This is a genomic window from Streptomyces sp. KL109B (assembly GCF_030766935.1).
GTDB lineage: Bacteria > Actinomycetota > Actinomycetes > Streptomycetales > Streptomycetaceae > Streptomyces.
This window is the reverse complement of record NZ_JASERL010000001.1, coordinates 46,492-67,417: the sequence shown is the minus strand read 5'-3', so window position 1 is coordinate 67,417 and position 20,926 is coordinate 46,492. Positions and strand designations below refer to the sequence as shown.

Genomic DNA, 20,926 nt, shown 5'->3' with positions numbered 1-20,926 from the left:
CAGGTCAGCGCAGCCCTCGGAGCACGGTCAGGATCTGCTCCATGGAACCCACCACCTGCCCGGCACCCGCCTCCCGCAGCAGCAGGTCCTTGCGCTCGTTGCGCGCGTAGCCCAGGAAGGCGACGCCCGCGGCCCGGGCGGCCGCCAGGTCCGTGGGCGCGTCACCGATCATCAGCGTCTCGGCGGGCGCCGCGCCCACGGCGTCCAGGGCGCGCTTCAACTGGTACGGATCGGGCTTGAGCCGGTCAAGGGCCTCCGGGTCACGGCCGTAGACATGTGGCTCGAAACAGCCGTCCAGGGACCAGTGACGGAGGTAACTCCGTACGGCACTCGGTGAGTTGTTCGTCGTAATGGCCAGGCGCACACCCATGGCGGACCAGGCTCTGATGAGCGCGTCCGCGTGCTGGGTCGGACCGGCGCCGGGGACCGCGAGCAACTCCTGTTCCGTGAGCCGCCGTTCCAGCTCCCGCACCAGCTCGCTGTTGCCCTGCTGGGAGGCGAGGCGGATCAGCACGGCGTGCGGGTCCCCCTTCGCCCACTCCCACTCGTGCAGGGTCTCCCGCATCCCCTGCCCGGCCAGCCACCGTTCCTGGTCCCGCGCGACCTGCCGCGCCGACAGCCCCGCGAACAGCCGGCAGATCGGCCCGTCGAAGTCGAAGAGCACACACCGCGCGCCACGGATCAGTTCGGTCAAGTGCGAGGGCGACCGGGTCTCAACAGCCATGCGCTCAGTCTGCCCGCTCCGCACCGCCTCCCCGGCCCACCACACGCCCGGGGTGGTTTCCACAGGTCAGGTCAGGCCGCGCAGAATGTCGATGATCGGCTTCAGCGAGTCGATCACCTGTTCCGCCCCCGCCTCCCGCAACACCCTCTCCCGGTCGGGATCGCGCGCGTACCCCACGAACGCGACCCCGGCCTCCCGCGCCGCGACCAACTCGGCGACCGTGGCGCCGATCATCAGCGTGTGTCCTGGCGTTGCCCCCGTCCCCGCCATGGCGCGATCGAGGCGTCCGTAGACGCGCGGCCCGAAGCAGGCGGACAGGCCGCGGCCTTCGAGGTAACGGCGGGCCGCTTCCGCCGAGTTGTCGGTGACGACGCCGAGGTGGGCCCCGACCGCCGTCCAGGTGCGGATCAGCGGGTCCGCGTACGGCGTGGGCCAGGCCGGGTCGACCGCCCGGCAGATCGGCCCGTCGAAGCCGAAGAGCACGCACCGCGCGTCGGCGACGAGCCCGGCGAGGGCGTCCTGACGTGTCGTCATCTCTGATGTCTTTGAAGTCACTGTCTTTGAAGTCGCTGTCTTTGAAGTCGCTGTCTCGGGAGTCGCTGTCTCGGGAGTCATGAGGAGAGTGTCAGGTCGGACGTGATGGTTTCCCAGAGGGCGTCGAACCAGTTCTGGGACTCCCGTACGAAGGTCCGGTCGCGGTGGCCCGCGCGCTCCTCGAAGGAGAAGAGCAGCGCCTGCGTGCCCGCGACCGAGAACATCTCCAGCATGGTGTCGTCGTCGAACTCCTCCTCGCGCCGCGTCACCATGTAGTACGAGAGCAGGGCCTCGGACTCGTTCAGCAGGTAGAGCCTGACCGGCGGGGTGAACGGGAGGGCCCGGAAGGTCACTGTTACGTCGATGCCGTGCGAGGTGACCAGCGCGCGCAGGTTGTGGCGCAGCACCTGGCCCTGCGCGTTGCGGGTGGCGAGCCACCGGTCGTGGATCGCGGCTTCGCCGCTGTCGCCCCGTGCGGACGCCGGGAAGGCGAGGTCGATGTCGCGGCTCGGCAGCAGGATGCGTACGTCGATGGAGTCGGGGCGGATGTGGCCCTCGTGGATCAGGCGGAGCGGATCGCTGAGGGACAGCATCAGGGTTTCGCAGGTCATGCAGACCGCGTCGAGGCGGACGTGGGAGGCGTGGAACGCCTCCACCATGCGGGGCGCGAGGCCCACCATGGTGCGCTGTGGTTCCTCGCGCGCGGCGTCCGGGAGGCCGGTGCCCCGCGGTTCTTCCTTGCTGCGCTTGCTGAGCAGCCCGTCCGACTCCAGGAGTCGCAGCGCCAGCCCCACCGTGCCGCGCTCGACGCCGAACTCCTCGGCGAGCGTCGCCCGCGGAGGCAGCGGGGCGCCCGGCCGCAGCTCGCCCGCCCGGATGCGCTCACGAAGCCGGTCGGCGATCTCCTGAGCGGAGAGCCCGCCGTTGCCGTTCAGTGTCACGTCTGCCCTGTCCGCCACGCCTGCCCCCTCGGGTCACAGCTGAACACCACAACTTCCCTTTACTTGGCGCTAGTTGTCGCCATCCCGTTTACATCTAGGGACCAAGTGGGGACAACTTCAATGCAGTTGGTCGCCAAGTCGCCGAAGATGGAGGAATCGCGATGTCTGTCCTGACTCTCCTCTCCGCGGTGGTCGTGATCACCCTCGAACAGCTCGCGCAGTGGCACTACGGTCCGGCCGGCCTCTTTGGCCTGATCCTGCTCGCCGTCGGCGCCCGGGCCAGGAACGCCACCTGCAGCTCCGCGGGTGGCGTCCTGCTCGCGATCACGGTGGCCGGACCCGCGCTGCACTGACGGGTCCGCTCCAGGGCGGTCACGAACTCAGCGTCAGCTCCTGACTGATCGTGTTCCACAGGCTGTTGAACCACAAGTGCGACTGCTCCACGAACGTCGTGTCGCGCAGGCCCACCCCCTGCTCGAACGCGAAGAGCAGCTGCCGCACCCCCTGCGCGTCGTACACGTCCACCCGCTCCTCGTCGATCTGCTCGCCGCGTCTGGCCAGCGTGTAGTACGCGAACAGCGCCTCGTCGCCGCCCAGCAGATAGAGCTTGACCGGGGGCGTGAACGGCAGCGCGCGGAACTCCACCGTGACGTCCGTGCCGTGCGTCTCCCGCAGGGCCAGCAGATTGTGCCGCAGCACCTGCCCCTGCGCGTTGCGCTGCGCCAGCCAGTCGCGCCGCAGCCGGCCGCCCACCGCCCGCTCGGCCCGCGCCCCGGACCCGGTGTCTGACCCGGTGTCTGACCCGGTGCCGGAGGCGGGCGCGGGCGCGGGGAACGCGAGGTCGATGTCCCGGCTCGGCAGCAGCACCCGCACCCGCACCTTGGCCGGTTTCAGACGGCCCTCGTGGATGAGGCGCAGCGGCTCCCCCATCGCGAGCGTGAGCGAGACCGCCGTCATGCACAGGGCGTCGATCTCCACGTCGGCCCGCTCGAAGGCGGCCGCTATGCGCGGGGCGAGCGCCACCATGGTGGGCTGCGGCGGGGCCTCCAGGCCGGGCAGCGCGGACTGCGCGTTCGCCGCGACCGTGGCCGGACTGTTCTTCGAGGCCGTCACCAAGAGACTCTCGGCCTGGAGAACGCGCAGCGCCTGGCGTACGACGGAGCGCTCCACACCGAACTCGTCCGCCAACTGCGCCTGTGTGGGCATCCGTTGGCCGGGACTCAGACGACCGGACGTGATCCGGTCGCGCAACTCGTCCGCCACGTCGCGGTATGCCCGACGCGGCCGCTGTGACCTGGGCCGTCCATGGACGGCAGCATGCTCCGCATCCACAGACAAACACTACAACTTCCCGCCATCTTTGGGGAGTTGAGGCGAAGGTGGTTATGAGCCGCCCTTCAACGGAGATAACTACCTATGAGTTGGTGACCAACTTCGAAGACCTGGTTCAGCAACCCGGTCCAGCCACCGGAAGTTGGTCACCACTCGGACCGCGGACCACAAGGTCCCGAAGGAGGTAGGACCATGCCGCTCTTCGCCATCGTCGTCGCCGCGCTCGCCATCGGGTTCGAGCAGCTCATCCAGTGGAAGTACGGCCCGATGGGCATCATCGCCTTCATCGTTCTCTCCGTCGGACTCAAGGCCAAGAACACCGTGATCAGCGGCCTCGGAGCAGTAGTCCTCGTCATGCTCCTCGCCCAGAGCGGCTGACCGGGCTCCCTTCCGGAGGGGAGCCGGGAGCCCGGTCGGTCAGAACACGTCGGGGCACCACGGGCGCCGCGAGGTCGCCAGCAGGGCGCCGAATCCGGCGGCCGCCCCCGCCTCGTGCTCCACGAGCCGCCCCAGGGCGGCGAGCCGCACCGCCGACTCGTCGCCCAGCCACAGCGCCCCCAACTCGCGTACGTCGACCGTGAGTTGCGGGGAGGCGGCGCTCGGCGAACAAACCGCCCCGCCGGGCGCCGCCGTCAGCTTGAACCGCCCGTTCGCGAACCCCGCGGCGTCCAGCACCTCGAACACGAACTCCCCGCCGGTGTCGTACGAGCGCGCTTCCAGGGCCCGTACGACATCCAGGATCCGCACCCACAGGAAGTCTGCCTGCGTCACGACGCGGGCGGCGCGCGGGTCGGGCAGCAGGTGCGGCAGCAGGTCGTCCGGGGCGCGCAGCCCGGTCCGCACCGTGGTGACCCAGTCGACCGAGCACAGGTACGTCCACAGGGCGCGCTCCGCGGCGGGCGTGACGGCGATCAGGTCCCGCACCCGCGCCGTGTTCAGCGGCTGCTTGGCGTCGCCCCAGTGGTCGTCCGCGTCGTAGACGATGAGCCCTTCCACCTCGCCGCGCGCGCTCCGGTACACCGCGTAGAAGGGCTCCTTCCACGGGTCGTCCGGGGTCGGCCACAGGCCGGTGCTGTTCTGCCACCAGAACTCGCCGCGCGTCACCACACCGGCGACGCGGGCACGCAGCCGCTCGTGCAGCTCGGGGCCGACCTTGCGCACCTCGTCGGCGTCCGCGAGGTCGATCCGGCCGCCGTCGTCCGGGCCCGACCAGCGGGGGTCGAGGCCGGCCCGCGGTACGTCGATCTCCCATACGGTGCCGGTGGCCGCGGGCCCGAACCCGTACCGGCCGTAGATCGGGTACTCGGCCGCGATCAGGGTCGCCGCGACGTCGCCGCGCTCCTTCGCGTCGGCGAGGTCGGCGGTCATCATGCGGGAGAGCAGGCCGCGGCGGCGGTGGGTGGGGGTGACGGCGACGGTGCTGATCGCGTCGGTGGGCACGGTGGCGCCGCCCGGCACGGTGAGTTCCTGCGCGAACGAGCGGAACGTGGCGACTTGGCGGGTGCCGGTGCCGCCGGCGGGGGCGAAGGCGGCGTAGGTGCGGGTGAGGTCGTAGTGGGCGCGGACCTTGGCGACGCGTTCCGGGGTCGCGATCGGGGGGCGCAGGAAGCCGGTGTTGAAGGCGCGGCACCAGTCGGGGAGCTCGTCCTCGGTGACGGCCCGAACGTCTATCGCTTCGCGGGGATCGGTGGGCATGCGCTCACGCTATGCGGGCCGATCGCCCGTGTCGCCCCAATTCCCCCACGCCCCGGGGCTCCGCCCCGGACCCCGCGCCTCAAACGCCGGCGGGGCTTGATTGTGGTCATCCGCCGCCGAGGCTCAAAGCCGGTTCGGCACATCAAGCCCCTGCGGCGATTGAGCAGCGGGGTCCGGGGCAGAGCCCCGAACGCACGGTGCCGCGTGACGAGGACCAGGGGCGCCGACTACGGCACGGTGCCGAGGAGGTCGTCGACCTGGGCCTCTCCCTCCCGATAGCGGCGAGCGATTTCCGCACTGCAGTCGTCCGCCGTGCGCTGAAGCTGGTGGCGGCGGCGGGAGACCTGTTGTTCGTAGCGGACGAGGCGTCCCATCGCCGTGTGCAGCTCGTCGTCCGTGCGGGCCGCCAGGTCGGAGAGCTCGACCTCGGCGAGCATCTCCTGCGCGAGACGCCCGAACTCCTCGCTGTGCGGCGTGCCGAGCGTGACGTGCCGGGCGGAGGAGCGGTGCCCGGCGGGCTGGTCGCGCAGGATCTCCGAGAGCCGGTCCACGACCGGGGACTCGGGGTCCTTGCGCCGGTCCAACTCGGCCCGAAGGATGTCGATCCGGCCCTGGAGCAGACGTCGTACGTAACTCAGGTCCGCCTCGTTCTGCTGCGAGTCGCGGCGCAGCGTGCGCAGCTCCGGAAGCCGCAGCGCCGACAGGTCCACGGCGGGCGCCACGGGCAGCTCGGGGCTTTCGGTGCGCTGGGCCGGCGGCCGGGCCAGCGGGGCCGTCCGTTCCGCGTGCGGCGGCGACACGGGCGCGGGCCCCGCGGGCAGCCCCGTACTCGTTGTGTGGCTCATGGCATGGGTATCCATGGTCTGCTTACCGTCCCCTCGACCGGACCGCGCCGCACGCCACCGACGCACCGCGTGTCAGCATGGTGCCACTCCCAGTGGCCGCTTCGGGCCCGAGTGCCCCAGATCCGCCCCGGATGGGGGGTTGGGGAGCCCTCCCAAACCCCTTGCCCGGAACGAAAATCGGCGCACGGCATGATGGCCGTATGCGAGCAGTGGTGCAGAGGGTGGACGGCGCGAGCGTCGTCGTGGAAGGCGAGACGGTCGGCGAGATCAAGGGCGAGGGGCTGTGCGTCCTGGTCGGGGTCACGCACGAGGACACCAAGGAGAAAGCGGCCCAAATGGCCCGCAAACTCTGGTCGGTTCGGATGCTGGCCGACGAGAAGTCGTGCAGCGACATCGACGCGCCGCTCCTCGTGATCAGCCAGTTCACCCTCTACGGAGACGCCCGCAAGGGCCGCCGCCCCACCTGGAACGCCGCCGCGCCAGGACCGGTCGCCGAGCCGATGGTCGAGGAGGTCGTGGCGCGGCTGCGGGCGCTCGGCGCGACCGTGGCGACGGGCCGGTTCGGGGCACAGATGCGGGTGTCCCTGACGAACGACGGCCCGTTCACCGTCCTACTGGAGATGTGACCACCACTGTGTGACTACGGCTGTGCGACTACGGCTGTGTGACTACGGCTCGACGACGACTTCCTGCGCCGCCGCCGTGGTCTCCGCGAGGAGCTGCGCGTCGGTCGGCACGTTCCGCTTGATGACCGCGAGGGCGATCGGGCCGAGCTCGTGGTGGCGTACGGACGTCGTCACGAAGCCGATCTTGCGGCCCTCGGGTCCTTCCGCCGCGAGCCGCACCTCGGCGCCGTGCGGCGGCAGGTGCACCTCGCTGCCGTCGAGGTGGAGGAAGACCAGGCGGCGCGGGGGCTTGCCCAGGTTCTGTACGCGGGCGACGGTCTCCTGCCCGCGGTAGCAGCCCTTCTGCAGGTGCACGGCCGTGCCGATCCAGCCCAGCTCGTGCGGGATCGTGCGGTGGTCGGTCTCGAAGCCGAAGCGCGGCCGGTGCTGCTCGACGCGCAGCGCCTCGTGGGCGAGCAGGCCGATCGCCGGGCCGTTCTCCTTCGCGTACGACTCCAGGTCGCCGCGCGGCAGGAACAGATCGCGCCCGTACGCCGTCTCGCGCACGGCCACCCCTTCGGGCACCGGCGCGATCGACCCGGCAGGCAGGTGCACGACGGCGAACTCGTCCGTCCGGTCGGCGGCCTCGACCCGGTAGAAGAACTTCATGGACTCCAGGTACGCGAGGAGGGATTCCTGCGTGCCCGGTTCCACGTGCGCCCACGTCGTCGTGCCGTCGTCGACGAGGTACAGGGAGTGCTCGATGTGCCCGTTGGCGGAGAGGACCAGCGCTTCCGTGGCCTGGTTCGGCGGCAGCTGCTCGACGTGCTGCGTCAGCAGCAGGTGCAGCCAGCTCAGCCGGTCGTCGCCGGTGACGGTGATGACGCCGCGGTGCGAGAGGTCGACGACGCCCGCCCCGTCGGCGAGGGAGCGCTGCTCGCGGAACAGGTCGCCGTAGTGCGCGGCGACGCCTTCGTCCACGCCCTCGCCGGGGACGGCGCCTGGCAGGGTCAGCAGGGGGCTGCTCGGTGAATGTCGCTGCATGTTCACACACATTACGACGAGCGCGCGGACGCGCTTATTCCTGTGCCGGTCCCTCGTTCTCGGCGCGGTTCTCGGTGCGGTTCTCGGTGCAGTTCTCGCAGCGCCCGAAGATCGCGAAGTGCTTGAGGTCGGTGTCGAAGCCGAACTCCGCGCGCAGCTTGGCGGTGAAGTCCTTCGCGACGTCCACGTCCGCCTCGATCACGTTCGTACAGTCCCGGCACACCAGGTGGATGTGGTGGTGCCGGTCGGCGAGGTGGTACGTGGGCGCACCGTGCCCGAGATGGGCGTGCGAGACGAGCCCGAGCTCCTCCAGGAGTTCGAGCGTCCGGTAGACCGTCGAGATGTTGACCCCCGACGCCGTCTTGCGCACTTCGCACAAGATGTCGTCGGGCGTCGCGTGCTCCAGGGTGTCCACGGCTTCCAGGACCAGCTGACGCTGCGGCGTCAGCCGGTAGCCGCGCTGCCTGAGATCGCTCTTCCAGTCGATGCCTTCGGTGCTCACCACACCGCAGAGTCTAGAACTACTTGAAGAAGGCGATGCCGTCGTCCGGGGCGTCGTCCGGGAGGTTGCGCGCCATCTCGGCGACGTCCTCGGGGGTGACGACCTTCTTGAGCTGGGCCGACATGTAGGGGCGCAGCGGAACCTCGGGGGTCTGCTTCTCGCCGACCCACATGAGGTCGCCCTTCACGTAGCCGTAGAGGCGCTTGCCGCCGCTGTACGGGCCGGAGGCCGCCGTGCGGGCCACCGCGTCCGTGGCGATGTCGATCTGCGGCTTCTGGTCGGCCATCTCGCCGTACCAGACCTCGACGACGCCGTCGTCGCGGACCATGACGACCTCGACCTGGCGGGCGACCTTCTCGCCCTCGGCGGCGGAGATCCGCCAGTAGCCGGACTCGGACTCGAGCGGCTTCACCTTGTTGCCCTCGGCGTCCAGGACCCAGGTGTGCGAGTGGTACTCCAGGAAGTCCCGCCCGTCATGGGAGAAGGAGACCTCCTGGCCGAAGTTGGCCTTCTCGGCGCCCGGGAAGTCGGTGACGCCTGCGCCCGCCCAGTCGCCCAGGAGGAAGGCGAGGGGGACGAGGTCGGGGTGCAGGTCGGACGGGATCTGGATCATGATCTGGGGGTTTCCTCGACGGGGGCGGCGGGTGCGACGGGTGTCAGCGCTGGCCCTGGTACAGCTTCTTCACGGTCAGACCGGCGAAGGCGAGCACGCCGACGCAGACCAGGACGAGAAGGGTGGAGAAGAATGCCTCAAGCACGGATGCTCCTCGGTGAGCGGCACCGCTAGCTGACTAGCGGAACGTATGCGGTTTGCGGATACAGAGCCGGACCCCACTCTAGTCGGGTGGCGGCGGGTGCTCTCGGCGAGGTCGGCCGGTCGGTCGCGGTCAGTCCGTGAGGTCGAGGCCCGCCAGCTGTGCGCGGCTGGCCACGCCGAGCTTGGGGAACGCCCGGTAGAGGTGGTAGCCGACCGTCTTCGGGCTGACGAACAGCTGGGCGCCGATCTCCTTGTTGGTCATGCCGGTCGCCGCGAGCCGGGTGATCTGCAGCTCCTGCGGGGAGAGCGAGTCGACGGCCGTACGCCGTCCGGTGGGGGCCGGTCCGGTGTCGCCGGTGGCACGCAGTTCGGCGCGGGCGCGGGCGGCCCAGGGCGCCGCGCCGAGCCGCTCGAAGGTCTCGGCGGCGGAACGCAGATGGGCGCGGGCCTCCGTCTTGTGCCGCTCGCGCCTCAGCCGCTCACCGAAGAGCAGCCGGGTACGAGCCGCCTCCCAGGGCCGCCCGCTGCCGGCATGCAACCGCACGGCACTGCTGAACAACGCATAAGCCCGCTCCCACCCACCTCCCCCTTGTCCTCCCCCTTGTCCTTCGCCTTGTCCTTCTCCTTCTCCTTCTCCTTCTCCTTCTCCTTCTTCTTCGACAAGGGCTCGGCAGCGGTGCAGGACGGCATCCGCCCACATCTGGCCCGAGGCCCGCGCCCACGCCTCGAAGCGGGCGAGGGGTTCGCGCTGCCGCTGCGCCGGTTCGCCTGCGCGGACGGCGGCCTCGATCTGGTCGGGGGCGGCGTACACGCTCTGGATCTGTTGCCTGGCGGGCCCCGCCTGCGCCGCGGAGAACCGTTCGAGGGCCCCGGCGGCGTCCCCCCGCCCCAGGTCGTCGAGGGCGAGCGCCCAGCCGGCCCAGGCGAGGCTGTTGACGATGCCGGTCGTCTCGTAGTGGTCGTGGCAGCGGGCGGCGAGGCTGCGGGCGGCGTCGTGCTCGCCGCGGACGGCCGCGAGCCAGGCCAGCATGCCGTGCAGATATCCGCCGCGGTGCGGTTGACCGGTGTCCGCGGCGAGCCGCACGCCCTCGGTGGCGGTGGCCTCGGCGTCCCGGAACCGGCCCAGGTACAGCTCGCTCGCCGCGAGCGGGAGGTGGACGAGCGGCAGCCGCCCGAGTTCCCCCCTGGCCCGGCACCCCTCCGCCACCTCGGCGGCGATCCGCCGCCCCGCCTCGAAGTCGCCGATCAGCCCGGCGACGAAGGCGGCGTTGACGCGCAGCTCGGGTGGGGCGCCCTGTTCGGCGAGCCCGTACGCGACCAGGGGCCGCATCACGGGCACGGCCCGCGCGGGCCCCTCGTCCAGGAAGGCGGCGGCGCCACGCACGGCGGCGACAGCGGGCCCGAGCCCATCACCGTCCACAAGCCCGAGCCCACCCAGCCGCTCGGCACACTCCCGCAACCGCGCCCTGTCCCCCAACTGCCACGCATCCCGCGCCGCATCGACAAGCAACCCCCCGGCCCCCACCCGATCCCCACCCTCCACCAACACCTCAACCCCCCTCACCAACCACCCATGCGCCTCCCCCGGCGCCCCGTCATCGAACGCAACCCGCGCCCGCAACGCGCAAAGCCGCGCCCGGGTCCGCCATTCAAGCCCCTGCGGCGCAGGAGGAAGCACGGCGCACACATCAAGCCCCCGCGACACAGGAGGAAGCGCGGCGCACACATCAAGCCCCTGCGGCGATTGAGCAGCGGGGTCCGGGGCAGAGCCCCGCGTCCGCAACCCCGGTTCCGTCAATGACAGCCCCGCCGGCGATTGAGGCGCGGGGTCCGGGGCAGAGCCCCGCGACGCAGGAGGAAGCGCGGCGCACGCAGACTCCGTCAGCGCGCGGCAGCGAACCGCCAAACCCGCATCCGCCGCCGCCCACGCCGCCTCCACAAACCTCCGCCCCCTCACGACACGGTCACCCGTAAGCTCCGCCGCCCGCGCCAACGCCGCCGACGTACCGGCATACGCCCCCCGCTCCCGCGCCCGGAGGGCAGCCGCCTCCAACGCCCCCGCCACCCCCTCGTCCGGCCCGCTCACCGCCCGCGCCCGATGCCAGGCCCACCGATCCGGATCCGCGACCAACGCGTCCGCCAACTCCCGGTGCACATCGACCAGTTCGGCGTACGACGCGGCATGCAACACCGCACTGCGCATCAGCGGATGCCCGAATTCGAGGCGCCCGGCCGCACCCCGGACACGTATCAGACGGGCCCGCTCGGCCTCCTCCAACGGTTCGCGCCCGGCCACCCGCCCGATCACGTCGAGGTCGCCACCGCCCTCGGCCGCCGCCACCAGCAGCGCCCGCCGCGCCGCCCCCGACAGCCGGGCGGCCCGCACCGCGTACGCCTCCTCAAGGCGGCGCGGCAACGGCAGCGGCTCGTCGGAACCCGACGCCAAGTCATCGGTGTGCAGGGAGAGTTCGCGCAGCGCCAGCGGGTTGCCCGCGCACTCCGCCACCACGCGCGCCCGCAGCGCCCCGGGCAGCGTCGGCGCGTGCTCGGCCAGCAGCCGCCCCGCGCTCGCCTCGTCCAGCCCCGCGAGCCGCAGCGCGGGCAGCGCCGGTGGGTTGAACCCGTGCCCGTCACGCACCCCGAGCAGCAGCAGAATGCCCTCGGCAGCCAGCCGGTGCGCCGCGAAGAGCAGCGCCTGCGCGGAGGCGCGGTCGAGCCAGTGGGCGTCGTCCACCACGCACAACACCGGCCCATCGGCGGCGAGTTCGGCCAGCAGCGACAGCGTGGCGAGGCCGATGAACAGCGGCTCCCCCGCCGCCCGCGCCCCGAGCCCGAGCGCGCCGCGCAACGCGTCCGCCTGCGGCCCCGGCAGCGCGTCGATCCGGTCGAGCACGGGCCGCAGCAGCAGATGCAGCGAGGCGAACGGGATCTCGGCCTCCGTCTCGATCCCCGTCACCCGCACCACGTGCATGCCGTACGCGTCCCGCGCGCGCCCGGCGGCGTACCCGAGCAGCGCCGACTTGCCGATGCCCGCGTCGCCGCGCACCACGAGCACCCCGCTGCGGCCGTCGGCGGCGTCCGCGAGCAGCCCGTCGAGCCGTGCCCGTTCGGCGTCCCGCCCCTGAAGAACCGTGCCCACCCCACCGTCCATGCCGCAGATCCTAGGCACATGCCCGATACCGGCCGCGGGCCCGTCGCACGAGGCTCGGCGGCATGGAAACCACAACGGGCGGCGCCTCGGTCGTCCTCGACCACGTCACGCGCCGCCATCCGGGCGGCGACTGTCCCGTCACCGCGCTCGACGACGTGTCCGTCACCTTCGCGCACGGCACGTTCACCGCCGTCATGGGGCCCTCCGGGTCCGGCAAGACGACGCTGTTGCAGTGTGCGGCCGGGCTCGAACGGCCCACGTCCGGGCGGGTGTTGGTGGCAGGCCACGATCTGGCGCGGCTCAGCGAGCGCAAGCGGACGCTGCTGCGGCGCGACCGCGTCGGCTTCGTGTTCCAGTCGTTCAACCTGCTGCCTACGCTGACCGCCGCGCAGAACGTCGCCCTGCCGTTGCGGCTCGCGGGGCGCAGGCCCGATCCGGCGCTGATCCGCGAGGGGCTCGCGGCCGTGGGGCTGGCCGATCGGGCGCGGCATCGGCCGGTGCAGCTTTCGGGTGGGCAGCAGCAACGGGTCGCGTTGGCGCGGGCGTTGGTCACGCGGCCCGATGTGTTGTTCGCGGACGAGCCGACGGGGGCGCTTGACGCGGCGGCGGGGCGGGAGGTTCTTCGGTTGATCCGCACGCTGGTCGATCGGCATGCGCAGACGGTGGTGATGGTGACGCACGATCCGCTGGCCGCGTCCTGCGCGGATCGGGTGCTGTTTCTCGCGGATGGGCGGCTCCACGGGGAGCTCTCCGAGCCGTCGCCGGATGGGGTGATGGCGCGGATGGTGCGGTTGGAGGCGGCGTGTTGATTCGTGTGCCGGAGCCGGGGGTGACGTCGCGGGGCTCCGCCCCGGACCCCGCGCCTCAAGCGCCGGCGAGGCTGTCATTGACGGAACCGGGGTTGCGGACGCGGGGCTCCGCCCCGGACCCCGCGCCTCAAGCGCCGCAGGGGCTTGATTTATCGGCGCCGCTGCTTGGGTTGCCGGAGCCGCTTGAGTTGCTGGAGCCGCTGCTTGAGTTGCCGGAGCCGCTTGAGTTGCTGGAGCTGCTGCTTGAGTTGCCGGAGCCGCTGCTTGGGTTGACGGAGCGGTTTGGACTGCCGGAGGCGCTGGTCGGATTGGTGGGGGTGGGGGCATGTTGAGGCTTGCGGTTTGTACGTTGAGGGCGCGGTGGGGGTCCCTGGTGGGGTGCTTCGTTGCGTTGGGGCTCGGGACGTTCCTGATGGCGGCGACCGGGCAGGTGCTCGCCGCGACCGTTACCTCGCCGGAGCGTGGGCCGCAGCGGTACGCGGCCGCGCCGGTGGTCGTCGTGCCGGATGGCGAGCTCGTCGTGGAGGGGGCTCATGGCCGGGCCAGGGCGACGCTCGACGAGCCCCGGTCGGTGCCCCGTTCGCTCGTCGGGCGGTTGCCGGGGGCGGTCGTCGACCGGATCGTTCCGGCGCGGATCGACGGGGGTGGGCCGGTGGTGGGGCGGCCCTGGTCGGCGCATCGTGCGGCGCCGCAGGGGCTGACGGCGGGGCGGGCGCCCCGGGGTGCGGCTGAGGTTGCCGTGAGTGGGGAGCGGGAGCGGCTGGGGCGGCGGGTCACCGTCGTGACGGCGGAGGGACCGGCGACGTACACGATTGTTGGTGTTACCGGCGCGGGGCCCGAGTCCACCGTGTTCTTCGATGACCGTCGGGCTGGCCAACTGCGGCCGCGTATCGACGCGTTGGCGGTTTGGGAGGACCCCGGCGCAGTACGCGCCGCCGTGCGTGGCGCCGGTGTCCGCGTGCTCACCGGAGACGAACGGGCCGAACCCGACCCGGCGCGGGCCGCCGACGCGCGGGCCCGTAATGACGCCGCCACGGTCGTCGGCATCGCCGGTGGGTTCGCCGCGTTCGTCAGCGTCTTCGTGGTGTCGTCGACGTTCGCGTACGCCACCGCGCGGCGCCGCCGCGAGTTCGCGCTGCTGCGGACCGTGGGGGCGACCGGGCGGCAGCTGCGGCGCATGGTGCGGGCGGAGGCGTGGCTGCTGGCGGTCGTCGCGTCGGGGATCGGCGCGGTGCTCGGGCCGAGTGCCGCGCCCTGGCTGCTCGAACGGCTCGTCGCGCTCGACCTCGCGCCCGCCTGGACCGTGGTCGGCGACTCGGTCGTGCCCACGCTCGTCGCGTTCCCCGTCGGCGTGGCCGTCGCGCTCGCCGCGGCCGCCGCACCGGCGCTGCGGGCCGGGCGCACCGGGCCCGCGGAGGCGCTGCGCGAGGCGGCCGTGGAGTCCCGGGCGATGACGCCTGCCCGCTGGGTGCTCGGCCTCGGCTGCCTGGCCACGGCCCTGGTCTGCCTGGCGGTGAACGCGCTCACCGACCCGGCCTCCGCCACCCACGACAAGACGGCCATGCCCCTGGTGATGCTGCTGGTCGCCGCGGCCGCCCTGCTGGCCCCCGCCGTCGCCGCCCCGGTCACCCGCCTCCTCGCCGCGCCGCTGTCCCGGCTGCCCGGCGCCGCGGGCGAGGTCGCCGCGTCCGCCGCCCTCGCCTCGGCCCGGCAGACGGCACTGACGGCGGCGCCGGTCCTGGTCACGGTCGGCCTGACGGCGGCGCTGCTCGGCGGGGCGACGACCGGGGACGCGGCGGAGAAGGAGGTGCGGACGAAGCCCGTGCGCGCCGAGTACGTCGTCGTACCGGACGGCGGCGGCAACGGTGGCGACAAGGGCGGCGGTCTGGACCGTGAGTTGGTCGCGCGGCTGCGGGCGGTGCCCGGCGTGGACGTCGCGACCTCGACCCCGATGAGCCTCTACACCCTGGACGGCGGGTCGTCGCTGACCCGGCGCCCCGTGACGGCGGTCGACCCGAAACCCCTCCCCAGCACCTGTCAAGTTCCCATCACCTCAGGGTCGTTGAGCGAGTTGCGCGCCAACACCATTGTCGTGTCGCCCACTTGGGAGCACCGCCTCGGCGACACGGTCCGGTTGTGGCGCGCCGACGGGACCCGTACCGCGTTCAAGGTCGTCGGCCTGCTCGCAGCCGGGGCAGAGGCCGACGCGTACGTCACCCCGGCGAACGCCGGGCAGTCCCGCCCCGACCTCGCCTACGTGAAGCTGCGCCCCGGCACCCCGCCGGACACGGCACGCGCGGCGCTCGACCGGGCCGTCGAGGGGCACGGCGCCCGCGCGCTGAGCAAGGAGCGGTGGGGCGCGGAGCTGGGCGCCGGGGGGCGTTCGGCGAGCCGGACCGGGCTGTTCGCCGTACTCGCGATCATCCTCGCGTACACCGTGTTGTCCCTGGTCAATACGGTGCTGATGGCGTCGGAGGACCGGGCCCCCGAGCGCCGGGCCCTTGCCCTGCTGGGGGCGCGGCGCCGCCAGGTCACCGCGTTCGTGGCGGTCGAGGCGCTACTGGTGGTGGCGATCGGCACGCTGCTCGCGGCGGGCACCGCGGCGCTGAGCCTGGCGGGTCTTTGGTGGTCGGTACTGCGCCTGGTGGGCCCGCTGCCGCTCAGCGTCCCGTGGGCGGCGACGGCCGGGGCGAGCGCGGTGTGCGCGCTGCTCGCGGTGGTGGCGGCGACGCTCCCGGCGGCGCTGAGCCGCCGCCCGGGAACGTAGGCCTCATTTATGTCGCTTCTTGCCGTCCAGCTCGTCCCACCACTCGTCGGACTTCGCGTCGCCCGAGGGGTCGTCCCACCAGCGGTCCTCGGGGCCGCGCCGGTTGGCGACGATCGCGGCGAAGGGAGGGATGACCATGGCGACGACGCACATGGCGACCGCCGCCGGCACCGACCAGAGCCGCACAACGCCCCAGGCCAGGACGAACAGCCCGATACAGACGCCCATCATGGCGAAGTACAGGTGCTTCCGCCGTGCGTACATACCTTCAGCGTAAGCCCGCTCATGCCGAAGGACCGCACCCCGAACCCATGGCGTCCAACCCCGGGGGATGCGGCCCTTCAGCCGTTACGTGTGATCGCTCAGACAGCGATCGCGACCTCCGCGAGGCCGCCGGTCTGGGCGACGACCGTACGGTCGGCCTGCCCGCCGGGGACCAGGGCGCGCAGGGTCCACGTGCCCTCGGCCGCGTAGAAGCGGAACTGGCCCGTGGCCGAGGTGGGGACCTCGGCGGTGAACTCGCCGGTCGAGTCGAGGAGCCGGACGTAGCCGGTCACCGGCTCGCCGTCGCGGGTCACCTGGCCCTGGATGGTGGTCTCACCGGGCTTGATCGTCGAGGCGTCGGGGCCGCCGGCCTTCGCTCCGCACATGACTGACTCCTAAGGAAGAAGGAAGGGAAGAGGAAAGGGCGGTTACTTGTTGGCGCCGAGCTCGATCGGCACGCCGACGAGGGAGCCGTACTCGGTCCACGAGCCGTCGTAGTTCTTGACGTTCTCCTGGCCGAGCAGCTCGTGCAGCACGAACCAGGTGAGCGCGGAGCGCTCGCCGATGCGGCAGTACGCGATCGAGTCCTTCGCCAGGTCGACCTGCTCGTCGGCGTAGAGCGCCTTGAGCTCGTCGTCCGACTTGAACGTGCCGTCGTCGTTGGCGTTCTTCGACCACGGGATGTTGCGCGCGGACGGGACGTGGCCCGGACGCTGCGACTGCTCCTGCGGCAGGTGGGCCGGGGCGAGGAGCTTGCCGGAGAACTCGTCGGGGGAACGCACGTCGACGAGGTTCTTGCTGCCGATCGCGTTCACGACGTCGTCGCGGAAGGCGCGGATCGAGGTGTCCTGCGGCTTGGCCTTGTAGTCGGTGGCCGGGCGGCTGGGGACCTGCGAGCCGTCGACCAGGTCGCGGGAGTCGAGCTCCCACTTCTTGCGGCCGCCGTCGAGGAGCTTCACGTCCTGGTGGCCGTAGAGCTTGAAGTACCAGTAGGCGTAGGACGCGAACCAGTTGTTGTTGCCGCCGTAGAGCACGACGGTCGTGTCGTTGCCGATGCCCTTCGCCGACAGGAGCTTCTCGAAGCCCTCCTGGTCGATGAAGTCACGCCGGACCGGGTCCTGGAGGTCCTTGGTCCAGTCGATGCGGATGGCGTTCTTGATGTGGTTCTTGTCGTACGCGGACGTGTCCTCGTCGACCTCGACGATGGCCACGCTGTCGTTGTCGAGGTTGGCCTCGACCCAGTCGGCGTCTACCAGGACGTCGCTGCGGCTCATGCTGAATTCCTCCGGGGCAGTTGCGGCGGCATGCGAAAGACGGTGTGCGCGAGCGCACGGGGACCCCGAGTCGTGAGCGCCTCAAGGGGTCAGGGGGCAGCGGGAGTTGAGCCGTCCCGCTCAGGCGGCGCGACAGAGCATGGCGGCGACGCGGCACAGGTCTACTGCCCGCCGCTTCGTGAGGTCCGCCTGTCGCTTCATGGGTCCGATCGTAAGGACGTACCGGCGGCCGTGTCACCGACGTGTCGGATACTGAGACACGATCGTCCGGTACGTGGGATCGATCGCGGATCCGGACGCCGCCCGCCCCGCCGCCGCACCGCCGCGGGGCCCTCGACATCTACTCTGCGGACGCCGTCGTCTCGCAGTTCGGACCGCAGGGGAGACGCGGGGGAGACACGGGGGAGAAAGGTGCCCGCGCGGCCCGTGTCCGGCCTACCCGACCAGGTCGAGGTCCGAACCCTTCACCTTGATCTCGAAGCCCTGCGGCACCGCCCGCACCCGGTCCAGCTTGATGCCGGCCGGCAGGTCGTCGAGCGCCTGCTTGAAGTCGACGACACCGCGGAGCCGGTCCCCGGCCAGCCTGACCGCGGCCACGTCCGGGAGGCTGTCGGCGTGCGCCCTGACCTCGCCGCCGCTGACGTCGACGGTGCTGCGCACGGAGGGCCGCACGGTGCCGAGCGGGGTCTTGATGGCGAGGGTGACCTTGACCTTGTGGTCACCGGCGTACGAGAGACCGTCGATCCACGCGGTCACGCTCGGGGCGACCTGCACCGGGTCCTGCTTCTTCACGGCCTTGAGGAGTTCGGCGTAGTCGATGCGGGCGGTGCCGGTGGCGGAGGCGGCGGTGGCGGAGCTGTAGCTGTTGTCGAACTTCACGCCGTGCATCTCGGCCTTGAGGTCGGCGATGCGGATGGCCGCGCCGCTCTTGCCGGCGTCCTCGCTCTTCGCCTCGAAGTCCTGGATGCCGATCTCGACGTCGTCCAGGGTGCCGCCGGCGACCTGGGTCAGGAACGGGAAGCCGTTGATCGACACGTCAGGGGTCTGCCCGAGCCCCTCGCTCGTACGGATCTTGTCGGCGGCCTTGTCCTCGGCGAAGTGGACCGCGAGGCGGTCGGCCGCGACGAAGAGGCCGCCGATGACGACGACGAGTATCAGCAGTATTCGCAGTGCGCGCATGGCGGGGAGCGTACGTGGCCGGGGGCCGGGGCGGGCAATATCGTTCCGCCGCGACCTGGTTCCGGCCCCGGGGCTCCGCCCCGGACCCCGCTGCTCAATCGCCGCAGGGGCTTGAACTGTCCGCACTCGCCGCCACATCAAGCCCCGCCGGCGTTTGAGGCGCGGGGTCCGGGGCGGAGCCCCGGGGGGCGCAACCACGTTCCCGGCTAGCCCAGGACGCGGCCGAGGATCCAGACCGCCGGGGCCGCCGCGGCCAGCGGAAGCGCGACGCCCGCCGTCATGTGGACGAAGCGGGACGGGAAGTCGTAGGACGCGACCCGGTGACCGATCAGGGCGCAGGCGGCCGCCGCGAGGCCGAGCAGCGCGCCGGCCGAACCGAGACCGGTAACGGCGCCCGCGGCGACCCCCGCCCCGGCCCCCGCCAGCAGCGCCACAACCACCGACGCCACCGTCGGCAGCGGCAACGCGCGCGCCACGATCGCCACCGCCACGGCGACCCCGCCGACCGTCACCGCGTCGGCCTCGGCCGCGAGGTGACCGGCCGCCACGATCGCCAGCGCCGCGGAGGTGACCGTCGCCATCAGCCCGTACATCCGCTCGTCCGGCTCCGCGTGCGAGCGCAGCTGGAGGACGAGGGTGAGCAGCACCCAGACGCCGAGCGTGCCGAGGATCGCGGCCGGACCGTTGTCCCGGCCCGCCACGAGCAGCGCGACATCCGCGACGACACCGCCCAGGAACGCGAGCGCGATGCCTTGGCGCGCGGGCCACATCCCGTTGAGCCGGAACCAGCCCGCGGCCGTGACCGCCTGCAGCACCAGCAACGGGACGAGCAGTCCGTACGAGCCGATCGCGGCGCCCCCCGCGAGCAGCAGCCCGAGCACGGCCGTGAGCCCGGCGGGCTGCATCCCCGGCTCGATGATCGGCGACCGCTCCGGTAGATCAAGCCCCGCCGTCGGACGAGAGCCAGCGGGGTCCGGGGCAGAGCCCCGCGAGCTCGACCACTGCTGCTGCGGAACGGGCGCGGGCGCAGGCGCAGGCGCAGGCTGCGTCTGCTGCGCGTACGGGTCGTACGAGCCTTCGTACGACCCGTTCCCATACCCGTACTCGTACTGCGGATACTGCTGATTGCTGCTCATCGGGATGTCACCCTCCTGCGAACGGCGGGAGCACCTCGACCGTGCCGCCCTCGGCCAGCCGTACCGTCTCATGCCCACGCGTCCCGACCGGATCCCCGTCGACCAGGAACGAGGACCGCTGGAGCACCCGGACGAGCTCGCCGGAGTGCCGCGCACGGACCGCCTCCAACGCCACCGCCAGGGTCTCGGCGTCGTACGGCTCCTCCGCGACACCGGCGGCCGCCTTGGCCGCGGCCCAGTAACGGATCGTGCCCTGCGCCATCCCGGCTCCTTCCTACGGATCTACGGACCTACGGACCTACGGACCTACGCATCGACTGCGGTGTCCTATTGTGCGGCAAGCGCCGCCGCGGCCCACGCCCCGATCCGCTCGATCAGCTCGTCGCTCGCCGCGTGCTCGGCGTGCCCCATCCCCGGCTCCAGCCACAACTCCGCCGCCCCTTCCGATGCCGCGGCCAGCATCCGGGGGTGGTCGACCGGAAAGTACGGGTCCCGGTCGCCGTGCACGACGAGCAGCGGGGTCGGCGCCAGCAGCGGCACCGACTCGACCGGGGAGAGCGGCACCGGGTCCCAGTCGTACGGGTGGATCCGGGTGCGCAGCCCGAAGCGGCTCACGACGCGGCCCGCCGGCCGGGTCACCGCCCAGTGCACCCGCCGCATCGGCGCCGTCCCCCGGTAGAACCACCGCGCCGGAGCGCTCACCGCGACGACCGCGTCGGGGCGCGCTTCCGTGCGCCCTGTGTGCAACGCGGCCTGCCGCAGCACCACGGAACCGCCCATGGAGAAACCGACCGTCACCACGCGCGCGTGCCCGAGCTCCCGCGCCCACTCGACCGCCGCCGCGAGATCGAGCACTTCCTTGTCGCCGACCGTGGACCGCCCGCCGGACCGCCCGTGCCCCCGAAACGAGAACGTGATCACGGCCGCACGCTGCGCGAACACCCGCGCCGCGCGCCGCACATGGGGCCGCTCCAGATCGCCGGTGAAGCCGTGCGCGAGCACGATCGCCGGGGTGTCGGGGCCGCCTGGGCCGGGGTCGTGGGCCGCCTCGATGGCGACTCCGTCGCGTGTCCGGAGCATCACGCGCCGTCTCCGTTCGGTGATCGGCCACACAGAAGATCCACGCTCGTCACCTGCCGGACGCCGACTCATGTGGGCTATTCTGCTGGGTAGAGGACTCGGGCAATGCAGCCCCCGGGTCCTTTTGTGCTTTCTGGGGCGTTGTATACGACGCCACGAAAACGCAGGTAAAACCGCAGGTCAGGGACCCCAGGGCGCGGGGTTCGGGGCCGGTGGCAACCGTACGAAGCAGTGCCGCAAACGTCCTCGTAGGGACCCGAGGAGGAACCAGACGTTATGGGCGAGCG

At 72.0% G+C, this 20,926-nt stretch carries 23 protein-coding genes; 5 read left to right on the top strand and 18 right to left on the bottom strand.

The window, feature by feature from the left end; genetic code table 11:
- Positions 1 to 4: 4 nt before the first annotated feature.
- From RBJ65_RS00320 to RBJ65_RS00310, 3 genes are all read right to left on the bottom strand, one after another.
- Positions 5 to 724 carry an HAD family hydrolase gene (locus RBJ65_RS00320; protein ID WP_306321472.1) on the bottom strand — a complete coding sequence of 240 codons (720 nt, stop codon included), beginning with the start codon at positions 722 to 724 and terminating at the stop codon, positions 5 to 7.
- Between the two features lie 66 nt (positions 725 to 790).
- Entirely contained in the window at positions 791 to 1,258 is a 468-nt protein-coding gene (locus RBJ65_RS00315) for an HAD family hydrolase (protein ID WP_306321473.1), read from the bottom strand.
- Between the two features lie 77 nt (positions 1,259 to 1,335).
- Positions 1,336 to 2,217, bottom strand: coding sequence for a winged helix-turn-helix domain-containing protein (locus RBJ65_RS00310; protein ID WP_306321474.1), 882 nt, complete (start codon positions 2,215 to 2,217; stop codon positions 1,336 to 1,338).
- Positions 2,218 to 2,360: 143 nt separating this feature from the next.
- Here RBJ65_RS00310 and RBJ65_RS00305 point away from each other — a divergent pair, with 143 nt between their 5' ends.
- Complete coding sequence (locus RBJ65_RS00305; protein ID WP_306321475.1) at positions 2,361 to 2,552, top strand: hypothetical protein; 192 nt, start codon at positions 2,361 to 2,363, stop codon at positions 2,550 to 2,552.
- Positions 2,553 to 2,571: 19 nt separating this feature from the next.
- Here the strand turns inward: RBJ65_RS00305 and RBJ65_RS00300 are convergent, their stop codons facing one another.
- Positions 2,572 to 3,537 (bottom strand): winged helix-turn-helix domain-containing protein, encoded by a 966-nt coding sequence (locus RBJ65_RS00300; protein ID WP_306321476.1) that lies wholly within the window; start codon positions 3,535 to 3,537, stop codon positions 2,572 to 2,574.
- A gap of 186 nt (positions 3,538 to 3,723) precedes the next feature.
- On the opposite strand from RBJ65_RS00300, the gene RBJ65_RS00295 reads away from it, so the two are divergent.
- A complete protein-coding gene (locus RBJ65_RS00295; protein WP_306321477.1) occupies positions 3,724 to 3,909 on the top strand; it encodes a hypothetical protein in 186 nt (61 codons plus the stop codon).
- A gap of 39 nt (positions 3,910 to 3,948) precedes the next feature.
- Here RBJ65_RS00295 and RBJ65_RS00290 read toward each other — a convergent pair whose 3' ends face one another.
- Both RBJ65_RS00290 and RBJ65_RS00285 read right to left on the bottom strand, forming a co-directional pair.
- A complete protein-coding gene (locus tag RBJ65_RS00290) occupies positions 3,949 to 5,226 on the bottom strand; it encodes a GNAT family N-acetyltransferase (RefSeq protein ID WP_306321478.1) in 1,278 nt (425 codons plus the stop codon).
- Between the two features lie 227 nt (positions 5,227 to 5,453).
- Positions 5,454 to 6,071 carry an ABC transporter substrate-binding protein gene (locus RBJ65_RS00285; RefSeq protein WP_372341371.1) on the bottom strand — a complete coding sequence of 206 codons (618 nt, stop codon included), beginning with the start codon at positions 6,069 to 6,071 and terminating at the stop codon, positions 5,454 to 5,456.
- A 200-nt stretch (positions 6,072 to 6,271) separates the two neighbouring features.
- Here RBJ65_RS00285 and dtd point away from each other — a divergent pair, with 200 nt between their 5' ends.
- Positions 6,272 to 6,697: a D-aminoacyl-tRNA deacylase gene (gene dtd, locus RBJ65_RS00280; protein ID WP_306321479.1), complete on the top strand. Its 426-nt coding sequence runs from the start codon at positions 6,272 to 6,274 to the stop codon at positions 6,695 to 6,697.
- A gap of 42 nt (positions 6,698 to 6,739) precedes the next feature.
- Here dtd and RBJ65_RS00275 read toward each other — a convergent pair whose 3' ends face one another.
- The 4 genes from RBJ65_RS00275 to RBJ65_RS00260 all read right to left on the bottom strand — a co-directional run bounded on the left by RBJ65_RS00275 (position 6,740) and on the right by RBJ65_RS00260 (position 12,130).
- Complete coding sequence (locus RBJ65_RS00275) at positions 6,740 to 7,720, bottom strand: folate-binding protein YgfZ (RefSeq protein ID WP_306321480.1); 981 nt, start codon at positions 7,718 to 7,720, stop codon at positions 6,740 to 6,742.
- Between the two features lie 34 nt (positions 7,721 to 7,754).
- The gene (locus tag RBJ65_RS00270; RefSeq protein WP_306321481.1) at positions 7,755 to 8,225 is read right to left on the bottom strand and encodes a Fur family transcriptional regulator; all 471 of its coding nucleotides are present in this window, start codon (positions 8,223 to 8,225) and stop codon (positions 7,755 to 7,757) included.
- Between the two features lie 16 nt (positions 8,226 to 8,241).
- Positions 8,242 to 8,835: an FABP family protein gene (locus tag RBJ65_RS00265; protein WP_306321482.1), complete on the bottom strand. Its 594-nt coding sequence runs from the start codon at positions 8,833 to 8,835 to the stop codon at positions 8,242 to 8,244.
- 274 nt (positions 8,836 to 9,109) lie between these two features.
- Positions 9,110 to 12,130, bottom strand: coding sequence for a LuxR family transcriptional regulator (locus tag RBJ65_RS00260; RefSeq protein ID WP_306321483.1), 3,021 nt, complete (start codon positions 12,128 to 12,130; stop codon positions 9,110 to 9,112).
- Positions 12,131 to 12,192: 62 nt separating this feature from the next.
- Between RBJ65_RS00260 and RBJ65_RS00255 the strand changes: the two genes are divergently transcribed.
- Positions 12,193 to 12,939 carry an ABC transporter ATP-binding protein gene (locus RBJ65_RS00255; protein WP_306321484.1) on the top strand — a complete coding sequence of 249 codons (747 nt, stop codon included), beginning with the start codon at positions 12,193 to 12,195 and terminating at the stop codon, positions 12,937 to 12,939.
- Positions 12,940 to 13,312: 373 nt separating this feature from the next.
- Positions 13,313 to 15,706, top strand: a complete 2,394-nt coding sequence (locus tag RBJ65_RS00250) for an ABC transporter permease (protein WP_306332104.1) — start codon at positions 13,313 to 13,315, stop codon at positions 15,704 to 15,706.
- Positions 15,707 to 15,709: 3 nt separating this feature from the next.
- Here RBJ65_RS00250 and RBJ65_RS00245 read toward each other — a convergent pair whose 3' ends face one another.
- From RBJ65_RS00245 to RBJ65_RS00215, 8 genes are all read right to left on the bottom strand, one after another.
- Complete coding sequence (locus tag RBJ65_RS00245; protein ID WP_306321486.1) at positions 15,710 to 15,970, bottom strand: DUF3099 domain-containing protein; 261 nt, start codon at positions 15,968 to 15,970, stop codon at positions 15,710 to 15,712.
- A 98-nt stretch (positions 15,971 to 16,068) separates the two neighbouring features.
- Entirely contained in the window at positions 16,069 to 16,356 is a 288-nt protein-coding gene (locus RBJ65_RS00240; RefSeq protein ID WP_306321487.1) for a DUF1416 domain-containing protein, read from the bottom strand.
- A gap of 42 nt (positions 16,357 to 16,398) precedes the next feature.
- Positions 16,399 to 17,244: a sulfurtransferase gene (locus RBJ65_RS00235; protein ID WP_306321488.1), complete on the bottom strand. Its 846-nt coding sequence runs from the start codon at positions 17,242 to 17,244 to the stop codon at positions 16,399 to 16,401.
- Positions 17,245 to 17,364: 120 nt separating this feature from the next.
- Positions 17,365 to 17,445 (bottom strand): putative leader peptide, encoded by an 81-nt coding sequence (locus RBJ65_RS42045; RefSeq protein ID WP_352133573.1) that lies wholly within the window; start codon positions 17,443 to 17,445, stop codon positions 17,365 to 17,367.
- 234 nt (positions 17,446 to 17,679) lie between these two features.
- Complete coding sequence (locus RBJ65_RS00230) at positions 17,680 to 18,423, bottom strand: DUF2993 domain-containing protein (protein ID WP_306321489.1); 744 nt, start codon at positions 18,421 to 18,423, stop codon at positions 17,680 to 17,682.
- Between the two features lie 206 nt (positions 18,424 to 18,629).
- Entirely contained in the window at positions 18,630 to 19,631 is a 1,002-nt protein-coding gene (locus tag RBJ65_RS00225) for a hypothetical protein (protein ID WP_306321490.1), read from the bottom strand.
- Positions 19,567 to 19,821, bottom strand: coding sequence for a MoaD/ThiS family protein (locus RBJ65_RS00220; RefSeq protein WP_306321491.1), 255 nt, complete (start codon positions 19,819 to 19,821; stop codon positions 19,567 to 19,569). The genes RBJ65_RS00225 and RBJ65_RS00220 overlap by 65 nt, the downstream gene beginning before the upstream one ends.
- A gap of 65 nt (positions 19,822 to 19,886) precedes the next feature.
- Positions 19,887 to 20,711, bottom strand: coding sequence for an alpha/beta hydrolase (locus RBJ65_RS00215; RefSeq protein ID WP_372341372.1), 825 nt, complete (start codon positions 20,709 to 20,711; stop codon positions 19,887 to 19,889).
- Positions 20,712 to 20,926: the final 215 nt, after the last annotated feature.

Excerpts from the sequence above, each read along its gene's own strand:
- RBJ65_RS00320 (WP_306321472.1), bottom strand. The coding sequence starts at position 724 with ATGGCTGTTGAGACCCGGTCGCCCTCGCACTTGACCGAACTGATCCGT.
- RBJ65_RS00315 (WP_306321473.1), bottom strand. The coding sequence starts at position 1,258 with ATGACGACACGTCAGGACGCCCTCGCCGGGCTCGTCGCCGACGCGCGG.
- RBJ65_RS00305 (WP_306321475.1), top strand. The coding sequence starts at position 2,361 with ATGTCTGTCCTGACTCTCCTCTCCGCGGTGGTCGTGATCACCCTCGAA.
- RBJ65_RS00295 (WP_306321477.1), top strand. The coding sequence starts at position 3,724 with ATGCCGCTCTTCGCCATCGTCGTCGCCGCGCTCGCCATCGGGTTCGAG.
- RBJ65_RS00290 (WP_306321478.1), bottom strand. The coding sequence starts at position 5,226 with ATGCCCACCGATCCCCGCGAAGCGATAGACGTTCGGGCCGTCACCGAG.
- RBJ65_RS00285 (WP_372341371.1), bottom strand. The coding sequence starts at position 6,071 with ATGAGCCACACAACGAGTACGGGGCTGCCCGCGGGGCCCGCGCCCGTG.
- dtd (WP_306321479.1), top strand. The coding sequence starts at position 6,272 with ATGCGAGCAGTGGTGCAGAGGGTGGACGGCGCGAGCGTCGTCGTGGAA.
- RBJ65_RS00275 (WP_306321480.1), bottom strand. The coding sequence starts at position 7,720 with ATGCAGCGACATTCACCGAGCAGCCCCCTGCTGACCCTGCCAGGCGCC.
- RBJ65_RS00265 (WP_306321482.1), bottom strand. The coding sequence starts at position 8,835 with ATGATCCAGATCCCGTCCGACCTGCACCCCGACCTCGTCCCCCTCGCC.
- RBJ65_RS00260 (WP_306321483.1), bottom strand. The coding sequence starts at position 12,130 with ATGGACGGTGGGGTGGGCACGGTTCTTCAGGGGCGGGACGCCGAACGG.
- RBJ65_RS00255 (WP_306321484.1), top strand. The coding sequence starts at position 12,193 with ATGGAAACCACAACGGGCGGCGCCTCGGTCGTCCTCGACCACGTCACG.
- RBJ65_RS00245 (WP_306321486.1), bottom strand. The coding sequence starts at position 15,970 with ATGTACGCACGGCGGAAGCACCTGTACTTCGCCATGATGGGCGTCTGT.
- RBJ65_RS00240 (WP_306321487.1), bottom strand. The coding sequence starts at position 16,356 with ATGTGCGGAGCGAAGGCCGGCGGCCCCGACGCCTCGACGATCAAGCCC.
- RBJ65_RS00235 (WP_306321488.1), bottom strand. The coding sequence starts at position 17,244 with ATGAGCCGCAGCGACGTCCTGGTAGACGCCGACTGGGTCGAGGCCAAC.
- RBJ65_RS42045 (WP_352133573.1), bottom strand. The coding sequence starts at position 17,445 with ATGAAGCGACAGGCGGACCTCACGAAGCGGCGGGCAGTAGACCTGTGC.
- RBJ65_RS00230 (WP_306321489.1), bottom strand. The coding sequence starts at position 18,423 with ATGCGCGCACTGCGAATACTGCTGATACTCGTCGTCGTCATCGGCGGC.
- RBJ65_RS00225 (WP_306321490.1), bottom strand. The coding sequence starts at position 19,631 with ATGAGACGGTACGGCTGGCCGAGGGCGGCACGGTCGAGGTGCTCCCGC.
- RBJ65_RS00220 (WP_306321491.1), bottom strand. The coding sequence starts at position 19,821 with ATGGCGCAGGGCACGATCCGTTACTGGGCCGCGGCCAAGGCGGCCGCC.
- RBJ65_RS00215 (WP_372341372.1), bottom strand. The coding sequence starts at position 20,711 with ATGAGTCGGCGTCCGGCAGGTGACGAGCGTGGATCTTCTGTGTGGCCG.